Here is a 20434-nt window from a genome sequence, read left to right as displayed (position 1 = left end):
CTACCGGCCTCTCCTGTATTCCCGTGGAGAGGCTCCTTTTATTTTTTTAAATACTTTTGAAAAAAGCAGCGGATCTTCATATCCTACCGAACGGGCAATATCTCCTATTGAAAGAGAAGGATCCAGCATAAGTTCACACGCTTTATCCATACGGAAATTAATAAGAAAGCCCTGGGGTGAAGTAGAAAGATATTGCTTAAAGATGGAATATAGATAACTTCTGTCCAGGCCGACATGGGTGGCAATATTCCCGATGCTAATTTCTCTTGAGTAATTCATGGCAATATATTCTACTGCTTTTTTAAGATGTTCTTCTTTTATGTTTTTCTTTTTTTTATGGCTTTTATTATCATCGGCGCATTCAATAAGTTGCGACAGTAGAGTATATAAGAGGCCAATCAACCTTGCTTCCCTGCCTTTTGTCAGATTCATGCTGTTAATCATCTGCTTGAAACAATTTAGGAGGAAATCATCTTTATCATATCTAAAAATTGGGTTGCCAATAGAAAGATTGGCCAGGTTCAGATAAGTTTCCGCTTTAAGCCCATGGAAACCTACCCATGTGTAACTCCATGGTTCTTTGGTGTCTGCAGCATAATATACTATTGTATTTGGGCATATTAAAAAGCCGTAGCCTTTTTCCAGATGATAAGTTAATCCTCTAGCCTGGAAAATGCCTTTCCCACCTATAATATAATGAATAATATAATGGTCCCTTATGGCAGGACCCCAGGAGTGACCGGGTAAGCAGTCCTCTATACCACACCGGTACATATTTAAATCTGTGTTATTGTATTGGGCTATATAAAATTTTTCAAGCATAGGTACACCTTTAAAACATTTTATTTCTAAGGTATTTTTTATGCTACCAAGCATGTATAACTATCATTCTTTTATTTATTCCGCAAAGGTAATCATATACTGTTACTATACAACATTATACCATATTTAGATAACATATTGCTATTTACTTTTAGGTAATATAGGGTAAAATATAACAGTAAGTAATTTATTAAGAAAGGTGTATGGTCCATGGCTGAATTAAGGTGGCACCCTTTAATTAAAGATTGGGTTATTATAGCTTCTCACCGGCAGAACAGGCCCCAGATGCCCAAAGATTGGTGCCCTTTTTGCCCAGGGTCGGGCAAGGTGCCGGACAACTATGAAGTATTAAAATACGACAATGATTTTCCGTCGTTATCACAGAATCCTCCTGTTCCTGATGATGTACCTACAAAGTTTTATAAAATAAAAGAAGCTTACGGGAAATGTGAAGTTATACTTTATTCACCACAGCATACAGTTACTTTACCCGAGCTTTCGGTAGAGCATGTAAAAAAATTGGTAGATTTATGGACTGAAAGGTTTATTGAGCTTAGGAAAGATGAAAAAATCAAATACATCTTCATTTTTGAAAACAGGGGAGAACTGGTAGGTGTAACCATGCCTCATCCTCATGGGCAGATTTATGGGTATTCATATATCCCTAAAAAACTTGAATTGGAACTTGATGCATGCAAAGAATATCATAATGAGAACAGCGCATGCCTTATCTGTGATATGATAAAGGATGAAATGGAGTTTAAAGAAAGGGTAATCTTTGAAGACGAGCATTTTGTGGTATTCTTACCTTTCTTTACCGAGTATCCTTATGGTATTTATATAGCATCCAAAAGGCATATTCAAAACCTGAGCCAGTTTACAGAGAGTGAGAAACTAAGTTTAGCACAAACAGTCAGGGACGCTGCAGGAACTCTGGATTCTCTTTTTGGATTTCAGTTTCCCTACATGATGTGTATGCACCAGGACCCTGTAAACAGTGGGGATTTTAGTGATTACTATCATTTTCACATAGAGTTTTTCCCGCCTCTCAGGGCTGCCAACAAGCAGAAATTTAATGCTTCCAGTGAAACGGGGGCATGGGCCCACGCAAATCCTACAAAACCTGAAGAGAAGGCAGGGGAATTGAGAGAGGCTTATAAAAGGTTTACAAACAAGTGAGAAGGTAGGAGGTTTTATCATATGACAATTGATGAGCTTAAGAAAAGGTTTATTGAAATATATGGTGGCTTGGAGGAGGGAATTCGGGTATTTGCATCTCCCGGCCGTGTGAACTTAATTGGAGAGCATACCGACTATAACGGCGGCTATGTGTTCCCTGCAGCCCTTACAATGGACACAACCGTAATTGTAAGGCCAAGGAATGACACAATAATAAGGCTGGCTGCTACAGACCTGGAAGACAGGGTAGAAGCCTCTCTTGACAGGCTTAACGAGTATAGGGATTTAAAATGGGGCAACTACCAATTGGGAGTGGCCGACCAATTGCAAAAGCACGGGTATAAAATTACAGGATGTGATATGCTATACCATGGTACAATACCTTATGGAGCAGGTCTTTCCTCATCTGCTTCTATTGAGGTATCCACTGCATTGGCATTGGCAACCATTGGAAAGGAGACTTTTGGTTTAGATAAAGAAATTGACCTTGTTGAACTGGCTAAGATTGGGCAAAAAGCAGAAAACTTATATGTAGGTGTAAACTGCGGTATTATGGACCAGTTTGCGTCAGCTATGGGAAAGGCAAACCATGCAATATTCCTTGATGCTAAAGATTTAAGCTATAAGCTGGTGCCATTAAACTTAAAAGACAGTAAAATAGTTATAGCCAACACAAATAAGAAAAGGAGTCTTGCAGATTCCAAGTACAATGAGAGAAGAAGGGAATGTGAAGCAGGCCTTGAAATGCTAAAATCAGCTTTTCCAAACGCAAGTTATCTAGGGGAAATATCTTATGTGCAGTTTAATGAATACAAGCATTTAATAAAGGATGAGGTTATTAGGAAAAGAGTTGATCATGTAATATCGGAGAATGACAGAGTACTCAAATCCGTAAATGCATTAAATGAAGGAAATTTAAGTGGTTTTGGGAAACTGATGGTAGAGTCTCATAACTCTTTAAGAGATTTGTATGAAGTTACGGGAATTGAACTGGATACCCTGGTAGAAGAGGCATTGAAAATTGACGGGGTTTTAGGTTCGAGGATGACAGGAGCCGGCTTTGGAGGATGCACGGTAAGTATTGTAAGAGAGGATGCAATTGGTAGGTTTATTGAGGAAGTAGGCAGAAGATATAAGGAGAGGGTTGGGCTGGAAGCAACATTTTATGTGTCCGAAACAGGAGATGGAGCCCGGGAAATTATATAGGAGGTAAAGATATATGGCAATTTTAGTTACAGGGGGAGCAGGTTATATAGGAAGCCACACTGTATTGGAATTTTTAGAGGCTTCTGAAGAGGTTGTTATTGTTGATACCCTTGAAAAAGGACATAAGAAGGCAGTGTTGGGAGGTAAATTATACTGCGGCAACTTGTGTGATGAAGAGTTTTTGGATAAAGTATTTAATGAAAATGAGATTGAAGCAGTAGTACATTTCGCTGCTTACTCCCTCGTGGGGGAAAGTACGGTAGACCCTTTAAAATACTATAACAATAACGTTATAGGTACATTAAGGCTTATTAGTAAAATGGAAAAGTATAACGTCAAAAACATTGTTTTCTCATCAACAGCGGCTACTTATGGAGAACCTGAAAATATTCCCATACAGGAAACTGATAATACTCTGCCTACAAATCCATATGGAGAAACTAAGCTTGCAGTTGAAAAAGCGCTAAAATGGGCCGATAAAGCCTATGGAATAAAATATGTATCCCTTAGATATTTCAATGCAGCGGGAGCGCACCCTTCAGGTAAAATTGGAGAAGACCACAACCCTGAAACTCATTTAATACCCTTGGTTTTGCAAGTTGCATTGGGAAAAAGGGAAAATATCCGTATCTTCGGAAATGACTACAATACTCCGGACGGTACATGTATCAGGGATTATATTCATGTAACCGATTTAGCTAAGGCCCATGTCCTAGCATTAAAGCATTTAAGGGATGGAGGAGAGAGTACTATTTATAATTTGGGCAACGGGCAGGGGTTTTCAGTTAAGGAAGTTATAAATATAGCCAAAGAAGTTACGGGTATTGATATCAAAACTGTAATATCGGATAGGAGACCGGGGGACCCTGCAGTTCTGGTAGCTTCTTCGGAAAAGATAAAAAGGGAATTAAAATGGCAACCCCAATATAATGACCTGCACACAATTATTGAAACTGCATGGAATTGGCATAAAGCTCACCCTCATGGATATGGGAAGTAGGAGAAAATAAGAAATGAGGGTAGCTGAAAAACTTATCGATAACTACTGCTGCAGCGGCTATAATATCAGAGTTTTCATCCAGCGAAGAACTGTATATTTTTGTAGAGCGGATGTTTCTCGTAATTGCAGTTTTTCCCACATACTCACGAATCAAGTCCATAAGCATATTGGGCTTGTAATTAATGTATCCTGTTAATACAACTGCTTCAAGCTCCAAAATATTTATTATATTAACAATAGCTGCAGCTAATAAGCGGGCCTCCTCCTTTATTATTTTTAGACAGTAATTATTACCCTGCTCAGCTTTATCTACAATATCTTTCCACGATTTTATCCCATTATCATATTGGGCAGCCTTTTGTAAAACTGCCGGAATAGATGCATATACCTCCAGACATCCTGTATTTCCACAACTACACGCTTTTCCATTAACATCTATTGTTGTATGGCCTATTTCACAACCAAACCCCCCTTCTCCCCGATACAGTTTATCATCAATTACAATACCCGCACCTATTCCTGTATCTACAACAATGAGTATAAAATTACTAAACTTGGGTCCTTTGCCAATATTCTTCTCGGCTAATGTAAGGGCAGTAGAATTGTTTTCAAGAAACATTTTTAAAGGGATATCTTTCTTAAGTTCATCTATTATGTTAACCCCATGCCATAAACTAAAATTCGGGGGATTTAATATGATGCCATTATAAACATCTAATGGGCCGGGGGCACTTATTCCAAGCCCCAGGATTTTTTCCTCCTCAATTCCCGAATTTTTTATTAATTTATTTAAAGCATACTTAATATGATTTAGTTCATTTTCCAAAGAAGCTTTCACATTATTGCTGAAATCATACCTGCTTTTCAAATTACCCTTTATATCTACAATGCCTGTAGAATAACCGCTTCTGGAGATATTCAAACCTACTACATAATAACAGTCAGGGTTTATTTCAAGGAGCACCGGTTTCCTGCCGTATTCAGCCTCACCGGTACCTGTTTCAACAACGATACCCTCCTTGATTAATTCGTCTATTATTAACGAAACAGCTGCCCGTGTAAGTCCTGTTTTACGCGCTAATTCAGCTCTGGATACCGGACTTCTTTGAATTATTTTCAAAATGGTATTTCTGTTATAAAATTTCATGTCTGTAGAGTTTCTGGCTTTATTTCTCATCAGCAGTTATCATCCTCCCTTATGTGTGCCACTTCTCCTGCCATATTATTTGTACCTGTATAAAGCCTGCCATCTGTTTTTCAAGTATTTCTACTATTTTGATATTATCCCCCCGAGCCAGCCTAGTATACCGTCGCTGTCCTTGAAATCTCCCACTATAGCATGGGCACCAGCTTTTACCAGCCGTTTTCTTTTTATTGGATTAATCCCCTCAAGCTTTTCTTCATCACTTGCTACACCAAGAGTAATTGCTCCAAATTCCCTCCCAAGTGCTATCTCTACCCGTCCATCCCCTATAACAGCCAGTTCATATCCTTTAATCGAGCTTTTTTCCATAAGCTTTCTCAGTACCCACTCTTTTGAGCACTGGACTTTACCCAGCGGTGCACCTTGAATTTCTTTAAAATATTTTGCCAGACCGAGTACTTCAACTTCCTTTATAACATCGGGATGGTCGGTACCGCTTGCCACATACATTTCAATTCCTTTGTGTTTAAACTTTTCCAGAAGTTCCCTGCTACCTTTTATAATATACTTGTCCGGAGAAACTTTACCCTTTATTATGCTTTCTTTCCTTTCATCTACATATTTCATCAGCCGCTTGTTATACTCATCTTTGTACCACCAGGGGTCTTCAGGTACGCTAGGATTTCTTCCATGCTTTTTTATTGTCTCAACCAGCCACTGCATCTGATAAATTGTCTGTATTCCTGTAGATTGGTCAATGTATTCTTTTACAAGATTTTTTATATTGTCATCCTCCGGTGTGTCTCCGGTAATCATTTCAATCATAAGAGGCCCCATAACGTTTTCCCATCCATGCCTTAAGGTGGATATTGTACCATCAAAATCAAAGAGTACAGCTTTCAGTTTAGGCCTATTTTCTGGTAATGTTTCTAATATCTCCACTTTTATATACCTCACAAATTTTTGCGCTTCTATTTAAAATATATATTTACTTTAGGTATTTGTTAACTGATTTAATTATATGTGTTGCATAATCATTTGTCAATTGGTTTAACAAATTAATATTGTTATACAGTTTAAATATTATTATGTTAAAATATAATTATTAAGTATTATTGCTTAGTATGTAAAAAATGCCATTTAAAATCCTTTAGAAAAGGAGAGACGAGAGGCTTCTTGACGTTTGGTTAAAATGAGGGGTGTTATAAAATGAGCAATACAATTACAAATTTCTTAAATTATTATAAAATAATTATTATATGCCGCATACAGGTATTGCTTAGCATAAATCAATCTACAAGTCTGATGAGGAAGGAGGAAAACTTTTATGAAAAACAATAGAAGTCATAAGTTTAAAGTCAATATTAATAGAATACTTTTGCTTATGGATCCCAATATAGTACGAGCAGCAATGTATATAACAATCATAATACTTCTAGTATGTAGTATTATTTTAACTTTGATATATTTCACTGCTCGCAATCAGATTGTGAATATATATACTCAGCTTATCCGGATGAAGGTGGAAGAGACAAAGAACCAGTTGAACAACCAGATTAGCAGTCTACAAACTGCTCTTTATGAATTATCGACAAATTCCGAGGTATTAATGATGGCAAGATATTCTGATTTTAACAAGCAACAACAAGTAAATATTGCTATGAAAATTGAGAAGATGATCAGTGAAACATTGCATGCGAATACAATAATTAACAATATGTATATTCACTACCCGAAACAACGTCTGGTCATTGCTAATGGTTTATATCCGGAAGAAAAATATAACACACTTGGAAAATCCGAACGGGATAAAATACAGTTCTTAGGTTTTAGCATGATTAACAAGAAAGACGGGAACTGTCCTGGTATTTATATAACCCGGGAATTGATTTCGGGTAAGGAAGAAGGATACCTTGCAGCACAAATAAATCACAAGGTTATTGAAAATCTTCTGGAACAAATTAAAATTTTTAATAATGAAAAAATATATATCTTTAATAATAATGAAGAATTATTATATGCCATAGAACACAATAACTTTGAGGACTCAAATAATGAATACAATGAATATATTAATGTGTTATTGCAATCTAACAGGGATAAGAATACACAAGTTGATATCTACGGCAAAAAATATATAGCTGTATATGACGAGTCAAATTTAAGCGGATGGACTTTTATTCAAATAGTTCCGTATAATGATGTTGTTAAAATGAGTAAACCTTTGAAAACTACAGTTATTACTTTACTATATATTGTAATATTAATAGGAATACTATTAAGTATACCCGTAGCTATGAGAATATATGAGCCACTAAGGCGTTTATATAAAATGGTAAGAGAGCGTTTTGTACATCCGGAACAAGTTGATAGGATTCAATACCTTACAAGTATGTTCGAAAGACTAGTAAATGATAATGATCAATTACGTAATATAGCAAAACGGAACATTCCGTTGCTAAGGGAGAAGTACCTGCTGCAGATTGTTTTACAACAAAGCAATGATGAAAAAAATTTGATGGAGCAACTATACTCACTGGGGATAAAATTTAATGGAAAATTATTTCGTGTAATGGTTATTTACATTAATGACTATATTGATATGTTAGGTACTATGGATTATTTAAAAATCGAAATGTATAAAGAATATTTAACGGAAAACATGAGAGATATGGATTCATTTTATATAGTACAGTTTGAACCATTTAAATTTTTTATTGTTATAAATTACCAGGATTATCTATTACAAAACTTCGTTGAAAAAATGGAAACCATAATAGATGGATTTAAGCATGAATTCCATATAGGTATCTATGTTGGTATCAGTGCCGAAAAGAAAGAAATCAGATCGCTTCATCAAGCTTTTATGGAAGCAATTCAGGCTTATGAATACCAGCTTATGATGGGTAACAAACCTGTAGGATGCTATGAATATTTGAACACAAATATAGTTGGGCAGCTTAATTATCCATTTGTACAAGATGAATCACTTCAATATGCTATCAGGACCTGCGACAAGGAGGGTATTGACCGCAGTATTAATGAAATTGAGAAATTTATAAAAGTAAATACTCCTACTAATGTAATAGCGTTAAAACTAATATTTACCAATATGTATAATAATATTCATAAATTACTTTATGAGATGGATGATTATCCTGCTAAAACCGATGAAACAACTTCGAAATATTTGTCCATGCTTATAAAATCACAGAGCTTAAATGAACAGCTCATAATAATTCGTGAATTCTCTATTTTCGTAATGGAATGTTATTACCAGGCTAATGTCAGGAAAAAACAGGAGATCACACTGAAGATAAAGCAGTATATAGAAATTCATTATAAAGAACCTTTAACGGTTAATGATATTGCTTCAAAATTTTTTATTAGTGTATCCTACCTGCATAGATTATTAAGAGATGAGATGGGTATATCACCTGCAGAATATATTAATCAGCTACGAATCAAGTATGCGGCCAATGAACTACAGCTATCGTCAAAGTCAATAATGGACATAGCTTTAGAATGTGGTTTCGAGACAAAACAAGCGTTTTACCGTCAGTTTAAAAAGAGATTTTTATGCACACCATCCCAGTATAGGGAACGTTACCAACTTAGACAAAATTAATTGATTTTGTTGTAACCTGCTTCGTAGGACCATTGAATAAAAGTAATGTAAGGGGAGATATTGTAGAGGATTTATGACTTTGTATATAAAATGTGACCCGTTTTAGTACTGATAAGTTTGTAGTTTTTATTACCTTAGTACACTATTCATAACTTGTAATGACCTATAAAAATTGCTAATATTAAAATGTGAACTGATTTTTTAGGATAGTTGCTTGATAGCGAAAACTAAGAGCCTGCCCGAAGATACAAAATGGCTGATATAAATTGACTATATGAAACATCAAGGAGTGTTCATAAGATGATATCAGGGGAAAAACTAACCATTAATACTATTCACAAAAAGTTAAGACTAATGAGGAAGGATTACCTTCTTTATTTATTAGCTGTACCGGGAATATTCTACTTTATACTATTCAAATATGTACCAATGTATGGTATCACTATAGCTTTTAGAGATTATAATATATTTAAGGGCTTTGCTGAGTCCCCTTTTGTTGGTTTTAATGTATTTATAAAGCTTTTCAGTCTTCCTGGTTTTAACCGGGCTCTTAGAAATACAATAATTATTAGTTTTGCTAAAATCATTTTTGGCTTTCCTGCACCTATAGTATTATCATTAATGATAAATGAAGTTATAAACTCTAAATACAAAAAGTTTGTGCAGACATCATTATTGCTTCCCAGCTTTATATCCTGGGTGGTAATCGGTGGGATAATGTTTATACTATTTTCACCAAATTCAGGAATTATTAAAGGTGTTGCTTCTGCATTTGGATATGTTGGGAAGGTTACCGATATCATGGGCAGTAAAAACCATTTCAGATATGTAATTGTTCTATCGGATATCTGGAAGGGTATGGGTATGGGAACAATAGTATACCTTGCAGCAATAAGTGGAATTGAACAAGAATTATATGAAGCAGCTATAATTGATGGGGCAGGTAAATGGAAACAAATGTGGCATATTACTTTGGCTTCAATCCGTCCTACTATTGTTGTCCTTTTAATTTTAAGGGTTGGTGCTTTACTCGAGGCAGGGTTTGAACAAATTTTCGCGATATACAATCCACTTGTATATGAAGTGAGTGAAATTATTGATACTTACGTATATAAAGTTGGTGTAGTGCAGCATGATTTTTCTTTAGCTACTGCAGCAGGTGTATTTAAATCATTTGTTGGATTAATTATGGTGCTTTTAACAAATGCAATTGCTAAAAAAATAGACCCGTATAGCGGAATAATTTAATAACAAGATAATTTAAATACTCGGGTGATTTTAATGCGAATTTATTTGAAGGAGGACAAACAATGAAGACATTAATAAATACATTTTGTAATGGTGAATACAAAACGAATTGTACTATTGACTCTAATAACCATGTTCTTAAACTGGAAATAACCCATGAATCTTCAGGAAATAGGATAAGCTTTTCGAGTGAAGATAAAATTATAAATCTACCATCTGCAAGACAAGAAAATATCCAGAAACAAGGTACCTACTGGATCTTCCATGATAAGACTCAATTGTTAATAAATGACTATGTTAATAAATATTCCGAGAGTTGTTCTTCAATAATCCGGATTAATTCGTGTCCGATTGACACTAATACAGGGGAACCAATTCCAGGACTTATAGTATGCTATAAATTATACTTAATGAGAAATTTGCCAGCAATCTATATTACAACGAGTTTTTTAAGCAATGATCATGTTTTCTGTGGCAATTTACAATGGATGAATTTAATTCCGGAAGAAACGAGATATGAAGAGTTTTATGGTGTTGGACCATATATGCATGGCAGCATAAGTGAACTGGAGCATCCTATAGCTTTTAGGGAAGGTATTAATCTGGTAGGCGATGATTGCTGGTTTGGATTAAGAGAAAGTGGACAGGTAATGCTGGATCCAAATACATGCTCACTGATACCTGATTATGAATTGAGAAATTTTAACAGTGATTTGCGGATTTTAAATGCAGAGCGGCCATTAAGTGTATGGCTACTTTTCGGAAGTATTTGTCCAAATGACAGTTATTCTCACAAAAATTATCAGGCGCTTTGTAATAGCTTGCCTGAGATTATTCCGGAAGCGAAAAAATCATCTTCGACAATTGAATCTAAAGAGATGTATTCATTGAAGGCAGGCTTTATGGAAGTAGTTCTGGAAAAAGGAAGAACCGGCATTTTTTTAAGCAGAATAAATAATTATGGTAATAATTATGATTCAACAAATTGTGATACAAATAATAATACGGCAAATCTATTTCTAAGTAAAAAAGTATTACCATTGTTTGAAGTTGATATTCTAGAACTGGATACCAAGCAAAGATATTGGATAGACTCTGATAATGGATGGGAAAATACCATAGTTGAAAAAGAAAGTGAAGGTATATCTCTTAAATTTATTAATCCAGGAGATGGGAAATTAAAAGATTTTGCAGTTGTTTTGAAAGCACGGGCAATTGCTAAAGAACATCGTATTGAATGGACAATGGATGTACTCAATGACAATCCCAATATTTCAGTAATGTCAGTTACGTATCCAAATGTATCTTTTGAAGGGGAGAATTTAGATGCTTTTATTCCAGCAAATCCTGGTGAAGTGATAAACGATGCCTGTTCATACTCAAGACATTTATATGGCAGCTACCCCTCAGGATTTTATTATGTTATGCCGTATTTCGCTATTTATAATAATAAAAATAACCAAAATAATGGAATATATGTTGCTGTGCATGACGATGTCGGCAGTCGGAAAGACATCACATTTAACACCTTTAGAAGCAGCAAACAAGGTATGCTTTCATATAATTACCCTGCTGTTAATCGTGGAGAACCTGCAAATGCGTTTTCACTTCCAGGATGTATGGTTTGGCAGATATTTTCCGGTGACTGGTTTGATGCAACACAAATATACAAAAGGTTTGTGCATACTCAAGCTAAATGGATGCCTAAGGTAAGTAAAGAAGGGCGGGAAGATACCCCATTGTGGATGAGAGAAATGTCGTTTTGGATTATGGATTGGATGCCTAACGATAACCCTGATGCTGACCCTATCCCTATAAGTGTCCGACCTGAAAAAGAAGAAAGTGACAGAGAAAGTTGGTATAAAACTCCTATTTTACTTAAGAAAGAGTTAGGTGTACCTGTCGGCTATCATGTTTACAACTGGCACTGGATTCCATTTAACAATGATTATCCTCATTATTTTCCTACAAAAGAAGGTTTTGAAACAGGTATAAAAGCTATGCAAGCAGAAGGTATATATATAATGCCTTACATAAACGGCAGGTTATGGGACATATTGGATCGGCGGGATCAGGATTATCAATTTAGCAATATTGCTTTGCCATGGGCAACAAAAAAAGCAGACGGAGAGCTATACCTTGAAACTTATGCAGCACATGAATCGGACGGCTCGTTAGTCCAATTAGCTGCAATGTGTCCAAGCAGTTACTTATGGAAAAAAGTAATGGGTAACACTGCAAAACAGCTTTTCCAGAAATACAATGTTAATGCAATTTACATAGACCAGGTTGCAGCTGCCGGAGCTAATCTATGTATGGATAAGAATCATAATCATCTACCGGGTGGTGGGAGTTGGTGGATTGATGCCTATTGGAACTTTATGAACAGGTTAAATATTGAAAAACCAAAGGATTGTGCATATACAACTGAGTGCAATGCTGAAGTATATGCTAAAAGTTTTGATGGTTACTTGACCTGGGTATGGATACATCCAAACCAGGTTCCGGCGTTTTCAAGCATATATGGCAGTTATATTGTTATGTTTGGTCGTAACATTAATGGCTATAAGAAAAAAGATATACCTTATTTTAAATTCCACATATCTCAACAAATACTTTATGGTCAACAGATAGGTTGGTTAAATTCCGACATAGTCTACCATAAAGAAAAGTTGGATTATCTAAAGAAAATGGTAAAACTACGTTGGGATTATCGTGAATTTTTCTATAAAGGCTCCATGTTACGGCCACCAAAGATAATTGGTGATGTTCCTCGTATTATAACAATAGCTGGAATGAGATATCCTGGAGTTTTTGATGCTCCTGTTGTATCAGCGGGAGCCTGGAAATTGTGGGATGGTACCCGAACGGTGTTGTTCCTATTTAATACAAGTGAGCAAGCTATTACATGGACCTGTGAATTTAATGCTGCTGAATACTCAGTAACTAATATAGAGAGTATGCATATAGTATCAGGTAACGGGCATATTCTGGAACGCTATCAAGATAGTGGTAGCTTGGTACGTCTAAAATGCCTTGTAGATAAAAGTGACTATTTAGCTATAGAGTGGTAAGTTATTTTCATATTTCATAATATAAAAAGTTTTCTCATACCAATCATAATTGAAATAATTTGGGGGGAAATATAGCAATATGAATACAAAATCGACAAAAGGTGAAGTTATAGGTCGTATAATAATATATTTTATACTCGGGTTTTTAGCTTTTATTACTCTTTATCCCTTTTGGCATGTAATAATGTATTCTATAAGCAACTCAAGGGCTGCAATGGAGGGTGGACTATTTTTTTACCCGCGGCAGCCTACATTGTCAGCATATATTTTGTTGGCTAAAAACAAACTTATTTTTACTACATATAAAAATTCTATTATACGTACTTTTGTTGGAACTATGGTTAACCTAATTATGACGGCTTCAATTGCATATCCTTTATCAATAAAACGTTTTGTTGGAAGAAACTTCTGGACAATGGTAATTTTCTTTACCATGCTTTTTTCGGGTGGAATGATTCCAACTTTTCTACTTGTAAAGGAGTTGAGACTTCTAAACTCCATGTGGTCCTTAATCTTACCGGGTGCTATAAGTGCCTATAATATGTTTATAATGAGAAATTTCTTTCAAGCACTACCTCCGAGTTTAGAAGAATCTGCAAATATTGACGGAGCCACGCCGTTTCGTACCCTCGTAAGTATAATTGTTCCTCTTTCTAAGCCTGTTTTTGCTGCCATGGCAATGTTCTACGGAATTGCACATTGGAATGCTTATATTGATTGTGTAATCTATATTGATGATCCGGCAAAACAAGTACTTCAAGTATATTTACGTTCTATGATTAATTTTTCTGCTTTTGGTCAATTAGGACAGGCTGAAGACAGGGCAATAGCCGGTTCGGGAATGTCCGAGGAGACAATGAAAATGGCGGCAATTTCTGCGTCTGTTATACCTGTATTAATAGTCTATCCATGGCTACAAAAATACTATGTTAAGGGGGTTCTAATCGGTTCAATAAAAGGTTAGCTCAATTAGCTTGGTTCAAAGACTCGACAGTAGTCTTTTGAATAAATAATTCAAAATAAAAAACACGAGGGAGGTATTTTATAATGAAAAGTAAAGTTATTAAAGTATTAGTATTAGTTTTTGCTTTCTGTATGTTATTTGCTGTTACTTCGTGCAAAATGACTACAACAGGCATACAAACAGGGGATAAGGGTGACGATGCCACAGATAGGAGTGCAACTGAGCAAAAGAAAGACCCTGTAACCATTGTATCTTTACATGAAGAAGGCACCGTGCCGGCTGAAAATGCTTCTATTATTGCTGAAGTCCGTAAAAGAACCGGTATTAACTGGAGCCCGATACTTGTAGGACCAGGAGAAAGTATGACTAAACTCAATGCAATGATTGCATCAAATAGCCTACCTGACATTTTTAGCTTTAGTCAGAGTAATGGAGAATTGTACGTTCAAAACGGAATATTGCTCGAATTAGATGAACTATTAAAGACATATGGTAAGGATATACTTGAAAATCGTAAGGATTACTTTGGTAGAGGACTAAACGCAGGTGGAATTACCTGGGGTATTCCGAGTCCTCCCGGTTATCCTACCAGTTTGGCTATCCGTACGGATTGGCTCAAAAATCTTAATATGGATATGCCTAATGATTTGGACAGCTTTTACAATGTAATGAAAGCCTTTACTTACAATGATCCAAATAAAAACGGTAAAAATGACACAATAGGTCTAGCTAGTTGTATTAAATATGATAGCATGTATACAAATATATTTGGCGCTTTTGGTATACCGTATGGGAGACCTATTATGGTGGATGGTGTAGTTACCACATATATGAAGCATCCAAATTATCTAAAAGCTATCGAATACTGGAGAAAACTTTACAATGAAGGATTAATGGAGCCTGATTTTGCAACCATTCCAAATATGGCTTGCCTTGAGAAACTTTGGAATGGAACATATGGCGCTATAGACTTTCCAGCTACAGGCACTACTAACAACTGGCTTGGCAGATATACTGAAGAAGTGAAACCTACCTTTGACTTTGCAATTATTAAAGGCGAAGATGGAATTGGAGGCATGGTTCAACCTTTCAGCACTAGTTATAAGGGTATTGCAAAATCCTGCAAAAATCCTGAAGAAGCTATGAAGCTTATGAATTATTTGACCACAAAAGAAGGAGATGAATTGCTGTATTTAGGAATTGAAGGTGTGCATTTTAAATGGATTGATAAGGCTAACGGCAAATTTGAATATCTACCACCTTATGATGTTCCCGCAACTCACAGGTCTGACGGAGGATTTATTTTCTGGCCATTGTTTTACCGTTATAATGACAATACTGAGATAATGACCCTAAATTCGACTACACGAAAGGCATTTGACCTTTGCAGTAAAAACTTTTTAAAAGATGCTTTTATTTTTGGAGTGCCGGCAATAGCAAAGGAACTAGGGACTACATTAAGTGATATTGAAAAAGAAGCTTTAGCAAATCTTATTGTTACAACTGGTGATGTAGAAGCAGAATATAAAAAATATATTTCGAGATGGATGGCTGAGGGTGGCAAAATATGGGAACAACAAGCAACTGAAATCTATAAAAAGGAAAATCCTGACTAACTTACAAACGAGTAAATAAACAAAAAACGCAAGCAAACATAAAAATAATAAAAATAAAAATAAAAATAAAATGAATAAACTAATAAATAATCTAGCTATCTTATTTAATTAGTTATTTACTACCATCGGAAACTATTTGTTAGCTTCCGATGGTAGATGATTAGATTGATAAACATTAAAAAAGGGACTGCACCCATACAGGTGGCGAAAGAATACTGAAACTTCCCTTTACTGGAAAATTGGTAGAGCTTTATACAAAGGAAGAATATCCTATAGAGAATGGTTGCGTTAAGCTTACATTTAAACCTGATGAAATGAAAGTATTTGGTATCATACTTTAACATAAAGGAAGGAGAAATAAAAATGAACGCTAACAAATATATACTAGCTGAAAATGGTTTGACTTCCTGGCATATTGTAGTATCCTGGGATGCTTCTGAAACAGAAAAATATGCTGCAGATGAATTACATCATTTTATATATAAAGTAACCCGTTCAGTTGTTCCGGTTATTACTGATAAGGTGGTAAAACGAGGGCCGGAAATCTTAGTAGGTCCAAGCAATCGCTACAAAGAATTAGGAATAAATATTAATCTTTCAAAACTTGGCAGTGAAGGCTTTATTATTAAAACAATAGGTGATAACCTGGTTATCACTGGTGCAAAGCCACGTGGGACAATTTATGGTGTATATACTTTCCTAGAGGATTACCTTGGCTGCCGATGGTTTTCATCAAAAGTAAGCAGGATTCCGCAACGTTCTAAAGTAGCACTGCCTGAAATAGATGATATGCAAGTGCCGGCTTTTGATTATAGAGAGGCATATTGGCGTGATGCTTTTGACGGTAATTTTGCTGTACGGAACAAGCTGAATTCGAATAAAGCTGATATTACAGAGCGACAGGGTGGTAAATTCAAGTTTTTTAATTTTCACCATTCTTTTAATGATTTAGTACCTGTAGAGAAATACTTTTCTTCTCATCCGGAATATTTTTCCGAAATTAATGGTAAGAGAATAAGTGAACGTACTCAACTTTGCTTAACTAACCCTGATGTACTTAAGCTGTGCATAGAAAGAGTAAAAGAATGGATTAAACAAGATCCTTCCTGTAATGTATATTCGGTTGCACAAAATGATTGGTATAATTTTTGTACCTGCGAAAAGTGTAGAGCTGTTGATGAGCGGGAAGAAAGTCATGCTGGAACTATGATCACTTTTGTAAATAAGATTGCTGAAGCCATAGAAGAAGAGTATCCGGATAAGTTCATACACACCTTTGCATATCAATACACACGAAAAACACCAAAATTTGTACGACCTGCAAAAAACGTCATAGTACGGTTATGCACTATTGAATGCTGTTTTTCTCATCCGTTGGAAACTTGTGATGTTGAGGCTATAAGAAGGGACAAACAAGAGAGAACAACGTTTTTGAGTGATCTTAAGGCTTGGTCGCAAATTTGTGAAAATCTCTATATATGGGATTATGTTACTAATTTTGCCAATTATATGATGCCATTCCCAAACCTGCATGTACTACAACCAAATTTGCAGTTATTCCACAAGTATGGTGTCAAAGGAGTTCTTGAACAAGGCAACTTTTCTCATGGCGGCGGAGGGACTATGGCAGAACTTGAGGCATATGTGCAGGCAAAATTACTTTGGAATCCCTATATAGATGTGAAGGCTATTATTAATGAGTTTCTGGTGGGATATTTCGGTCAGGCTTCAATACCTATAAGTCAATATTTGGATATGATGGAGAATGCTGTAAAGCCTTATCACATGAGTATCTATGACATGCCTGATGCTCCATATTTTACCGATGAATTGTTAAATAAAGCGGAAGCTTTATTTGATCAAGCGGAATACATGGCTGATGATGATGCTGTATTGGAAAGAGTTAGAAGTCTCAGGTTGCAGGTCACTTACACTATTTTAAGCCGTATGCCTTTAGATAGTCCATTTCGCAGCAAAATGGTAGATAGATTTGCCCAGGAACTTAAAAGACATGGAATTACTGAAATATTTGAGAGAAAGAATCTTCAAATGTCTATTGACAAAATGAAGGCAAGTCGATACAGTCATGATAGAGAAGGTCTATACAGGGTAGATTATCGCATGTAAATAAAATATCATGGAGAGTGTGATAATGTTGAATGAATACATAGTAGCTGTTGATGGTGGTGCGACCAAGACCGACATGGTCTTGTGCACCCTTGACGGAAGGGTATTAAAGCGTATAGTAGGTGGTTCCACAAACCCTAATGATATAGGATTTGAAAAATCCGTAGAATATTTAAGGAGAATGCTTTTGAGGCTGCTTGAAAACTATGGCGGATTTGAAATACCCCTTTATTCTTTTTATGCTGGTCTTTCCGGTGGAAGTGTAGGGAATAACAAGGAAAGGTATTTTTCTTTTTTTAGAAATATGTTACCTAATGCAACTTTTATTTATAGTGGCAGTGATGCAATAAATGCTTTAAACAGTGGTATTGGTTACAAAAATGGTATGGTTTTAATAGCAGGAACCGGTTCTGTAGTATTTGTGCGCAATAATGAAAAAATTACACAGATAGGTGGTTGGGGTTATCTTCTGGATGATGCGGGCAGTGGTTATGATTTAGGTCGTAGAGGCTTTTGTGCGGTACTTAGGGATTATGATGGAAGGGGAGCTAACACAATTTTATCTGAGCTATATAGTAAACGTCTGGGAGGACCGGTTTATAAATTTATTCCTGAGATTTATCAAAAAGGAAAGCAATTTATAGCATCTTTTGCACCTTTAATATTTGAAGCGGAAGCCAAAGGTGATGTCGTAGCCGGACAGATTCTGGATACCTGCGCAGAAGAACTTGCATTATTAGTCAAAGCGGGCGCCAAGTATCTAAAAGAATCGCACCATCCTCATCAGCCTCACCATTCTCATCATCCTGCCATATTACCGTATCCGGTTGTTTTAACAGGAGGCTTATGGAATTCTGGTGCTGTATTGAAGGAGAGATTCAAATCTTATCTAAATAATGACTTTCTTCTTATACAACCGGAACTTCCTCCTGTATACGGCGCTGTTGTTGAAGCAGTTATGAGAGCAAAAAGGGAATATGATGGTTTTTCTGAAGGTGAACTTGGCAAATATGCTGAAGGAGAAATCCATGATTGCTTTTATGAAAATTTCAAAAATTCACTAAAGCAAATAGACATACTAAATCAAATTGATATGTGATAGAATAATAAACTGTGAGCTTGAAAGAAACATTATTGATGCTTTTATAATACAGGAGGGAAAAGGATTAAATGAATCTTGGACAACTTATTACAGAACAACGAAATCAAAATACAAAGAATATAGACAGGTTGGATACCTTGGAAATTTTAAAACTTATAAATGAAGAAGATAAAACAGTGGCATTTTGTGTTGAGAAGGTTATACCGGATATTTCAAAAGCTATAGAAATAGTAGTGGAGTCTTTCAAGAAAGGCGGAAGATTGTTTTATGTTGGTACCGGTACTAGTGGTAGAATAGCTATTGCCGATGCTGCAGAATGTCCCCCTACATTTGGCGTTCCTCCGGATATGGTACAGGGTATAATTGCCGGTGGAGATACGGCAATGCGCACTCCTGTTGAAGATACTGAAGATAACGAAGAACAAGGTGGTATAGACATAAGGGCTAAAGGCTGCTGTGAAAAAGATGTTGTGATGGGAATTACTGCAAGTGGGAGAACTCCTTATGTAATTGGGGCCCTAAAAGAGGCTCGGGAGATAGGAGCAAAAACCATATCCCTTTCAAACAATCCGGATTCTGCAATAGGTAAGATTGCTGATCATAAAATAGAAGTTGTTACCGGACCGGAAGTAATTATGGGCTCTACAAGAATGAAGGCCGGTACCTCTCAGAAAATGATATTAAATATGATAACAACTACGGCAATGATAAAGCTTGGTAAGGTATATTCTAACCTAATGGTCGATATGATACCTACTAATAAAAAATTAATTGATAGAGCTGTAAGGCTAATTATGCATGCAACAGGAATTAGTTTTGAACAGGCCGAAAGATATCTGGCGATGGCTGGAAATTCTGTAAAAGCAGCAATAGTCATGATAGAGGCAGAAGTAGATATTGCTGAAGCGGAGGAGCTTTTAAAAAAGGCAGATGGGGTTGTTGCTAAAGCGATAGATAAATCAATTTAGATTCTATTGTGAAATACTTTATCCTCTTTCTTTATCCTATCTATTAGTATGAAAGATGTTGTTGTGCTATTTAAAGCTTTATTTTTTCATGGAAATACCATAATTAACTATATAACTTACAGGTTAACAAGTTAGAAACACTTTTCTTTTCAGAGATGAAGCACGAATTTAAAAGAAAGAGAAAACAAGAGTTATAGAGAGTAGCAAAAAAATATTTTCGCAAAACCGAGTTGGACACGTACAAGATTAGTATTGTATAGTAGACTTGGGGGAGGTAGGTAATCAAGTCATGAACAATACTAATAGAACATTTTCAGGTAGGACATTTAGTCCTGAAGATATAGAAATGATAAAAT

At 35.8% G+C, this 20434-nt stretch carries 14 protein-coding genes; 11 read left to right on the top strand and 3 right to left on the bottom strand.

Features of this window, described 5'->3' with window-relative positions; translation table 11 throughout:
- Window positions 1–822, bottom strand: coding sequence for an AraC family transcriptional regulator (locus HPY74_08805; GenBank protein NSW90757.1), 822 nt, complete (start codon window positions 820–822; stop codon window positions 1–3).
- Between the two features lie 210 nt (window positions 823–1032).
- Between HPY74_08805 and galT the strand changes: the two genes are divergently transcribed.
- From galT to galE, 3 genes are read left to right on the top strand one after another with little or no spacing between them, the layout of a single operon-like run.
- On the top strand, window positions 1033–2001 hold the full coding sequence (gene galT / locus HPY74_08800) for a galactose-1-phosphate uridylyltransferase (protein ID NSW90756.1): 969 nt from the start codon (window positions 1033–1035) through the stop codon (window positions 1999–2001).
- A gap of 21 nt (window positions 2002–2022) precedes the next feature.
- Window positions 2023–3207: a galactokinase gene (locus HPY74_08795; protein ID NSW90755.1), complete on the top strand. Its 1185-nt coding sequence runs from the start codon at window positions 2023–2025 to the stop codon at window positions 3205–3207.
- Window positions 3208–3220: 13 nt separating this feature from the next.
- A complete protein-coding gene (gene galE / locus HPY74_08790) occupies window positions 3221–4207 on the top strand; it encodes a UDP-glucose 4-epimerase GalE (GenBank protein ID NSW90754.1) in 987 nt (328 codons plus the stop codon).
- Here the strand turns inward: galE and HPY74_08785 are convergent.
- Complete coding sequence (locus HPY74_08785; protein NSW90753.1) at window positions 4152–5384, bottom strand: ROK family transcriptional regulator; 1233 nt, start codon at window positions 5382–5384, stop codon at window positions 4152–4154. The genes galE and HPY74_08785 overlap by 56 nt on opposite strands.
- A gap of 93 nt (window positions 5385–5477) precedes the next feature.
- Window positions 5478–6293 (bottom strand): HAD family hydrolase, encoded by an 816-nt coding sequence (locus HPY74_08780; protein ID NSW90752.1) that lies wholly within the window; start codon window positions 6291–6293, stop codon window positions 5478–5480.
- Window positions 6294–6678: 385 nt separating this feature from the next.
- Between HPY74_08780 and HPY74_08775 the strand changes: the two genes are divergently transcribed.
- The 8 genes from HPY74_08775 (at window position 6679) to murQ (ending at window position 20078) form a co-directional block, all read left to right on the top strand.
- On the top strand, window positions 6679–8979 hold the full coding sequence (locus tag HPY74_08775; GenBank protein NSW90751.1) for an AraC family transcriptional regulator: 2301 nt from the start codon (window positions 6679–6681) through the stop codon (window positions 8977–8979).
- Window positions 8980–9333: 354 nt separating this feature from the next.
- Entirely contained in the window at window positions 9334–10227 is an 894-nt protein-coding gene (locus HPY74_08770) for a sugar ABC transporter permease (protein ID NSW90750.1), read from the top strand.
- A gap of 62 nt (window positions 10228–10289) precedes the next feature.
- Window positions 10290–13301 carry a hypothetical protein gene (locus HPY74_08765; GenBank protein ID NSW90749.1) on the top strand — a complete coding sequence of 1004 codons (3012 nt, stop codon included), beginning with the start codon at window positions 10290–10292 and terminating at the stop codon, window positions 13299–13301.
- 79 nt (window positions 13302–13380) lie between these two features.
- Window positions 13381–14265 (top strand): carbohydrate ABC transporter permease, encoded by an 885-nt coding sequence (locus HPY74_08760; GenBank protein NSW90748.1) that lies wholly within the window; start codon window positions 13381–13383, stop codon window positions 14263–14265.
- 83 nt (window positions 14266–14348) lie between these two features.
- On the top strand, window positions 14349–15881 hold the full coding sequence (locus HPY74_08755) for an extracellular solute-binding protein (GenBank protein ID NSW90747.1): 1533 nt from the start codon (window positions 14349–14351) through the stop codon (window positions 15879–15881).
- Between the two features lie 363 nt (window positions 15882–16244).
- Window positions 16245–18008, top strand: a complete 1764-nt coding sequence (locus HPY74_08750; GenBank protein NSW90746.1) for a DUF4838 domain-containing protein — start codon at window positions 16245–16247, stop codon at window positions 18006–18008.
- Between the two features lie 25 nt (window positions 18009–18033).
- Window positions 18034–19107 carry a hypothetical protein gene (locus HPY74_08745; GenBank protein ID NSW90745.1) on the top strand — a complete coding sequence of 358 codons (1074 nt, stop codon included), beginning with the start codon at window positions 18034–18036 and terminating at the stop codon, window positions 19105–19107.
- A 71-nt stretch (window positions 19108–19178) separates the two neighbouring features.
- Window positions 19179–20078, top strand: a complete 900-nt coding sequence (murQ, locus tag HPY74_08740; GenBank protein ID NSW90744.1) for an N-acetylmuramic acid 6-phosphate etherase — start codon at window positions 19179–19181, stop codon at window positions 20076–20078.
- Window positions 20079–20434 lie beyond the last annotated feature (356 nt).

The sequence above is a fragment of the Bacillota bacterium genome, assembly GCA_013314855.1.
Classification (GTDB): domain Bacteria; phylum Bacillota; class Clostridia; order Acetivibrionales; family DUMC01; genus Ch48.
Note: the sequence above shows the minus strand (reverse complement) of the source record. Positions and strands in the feature narration are given on the sequence as shown.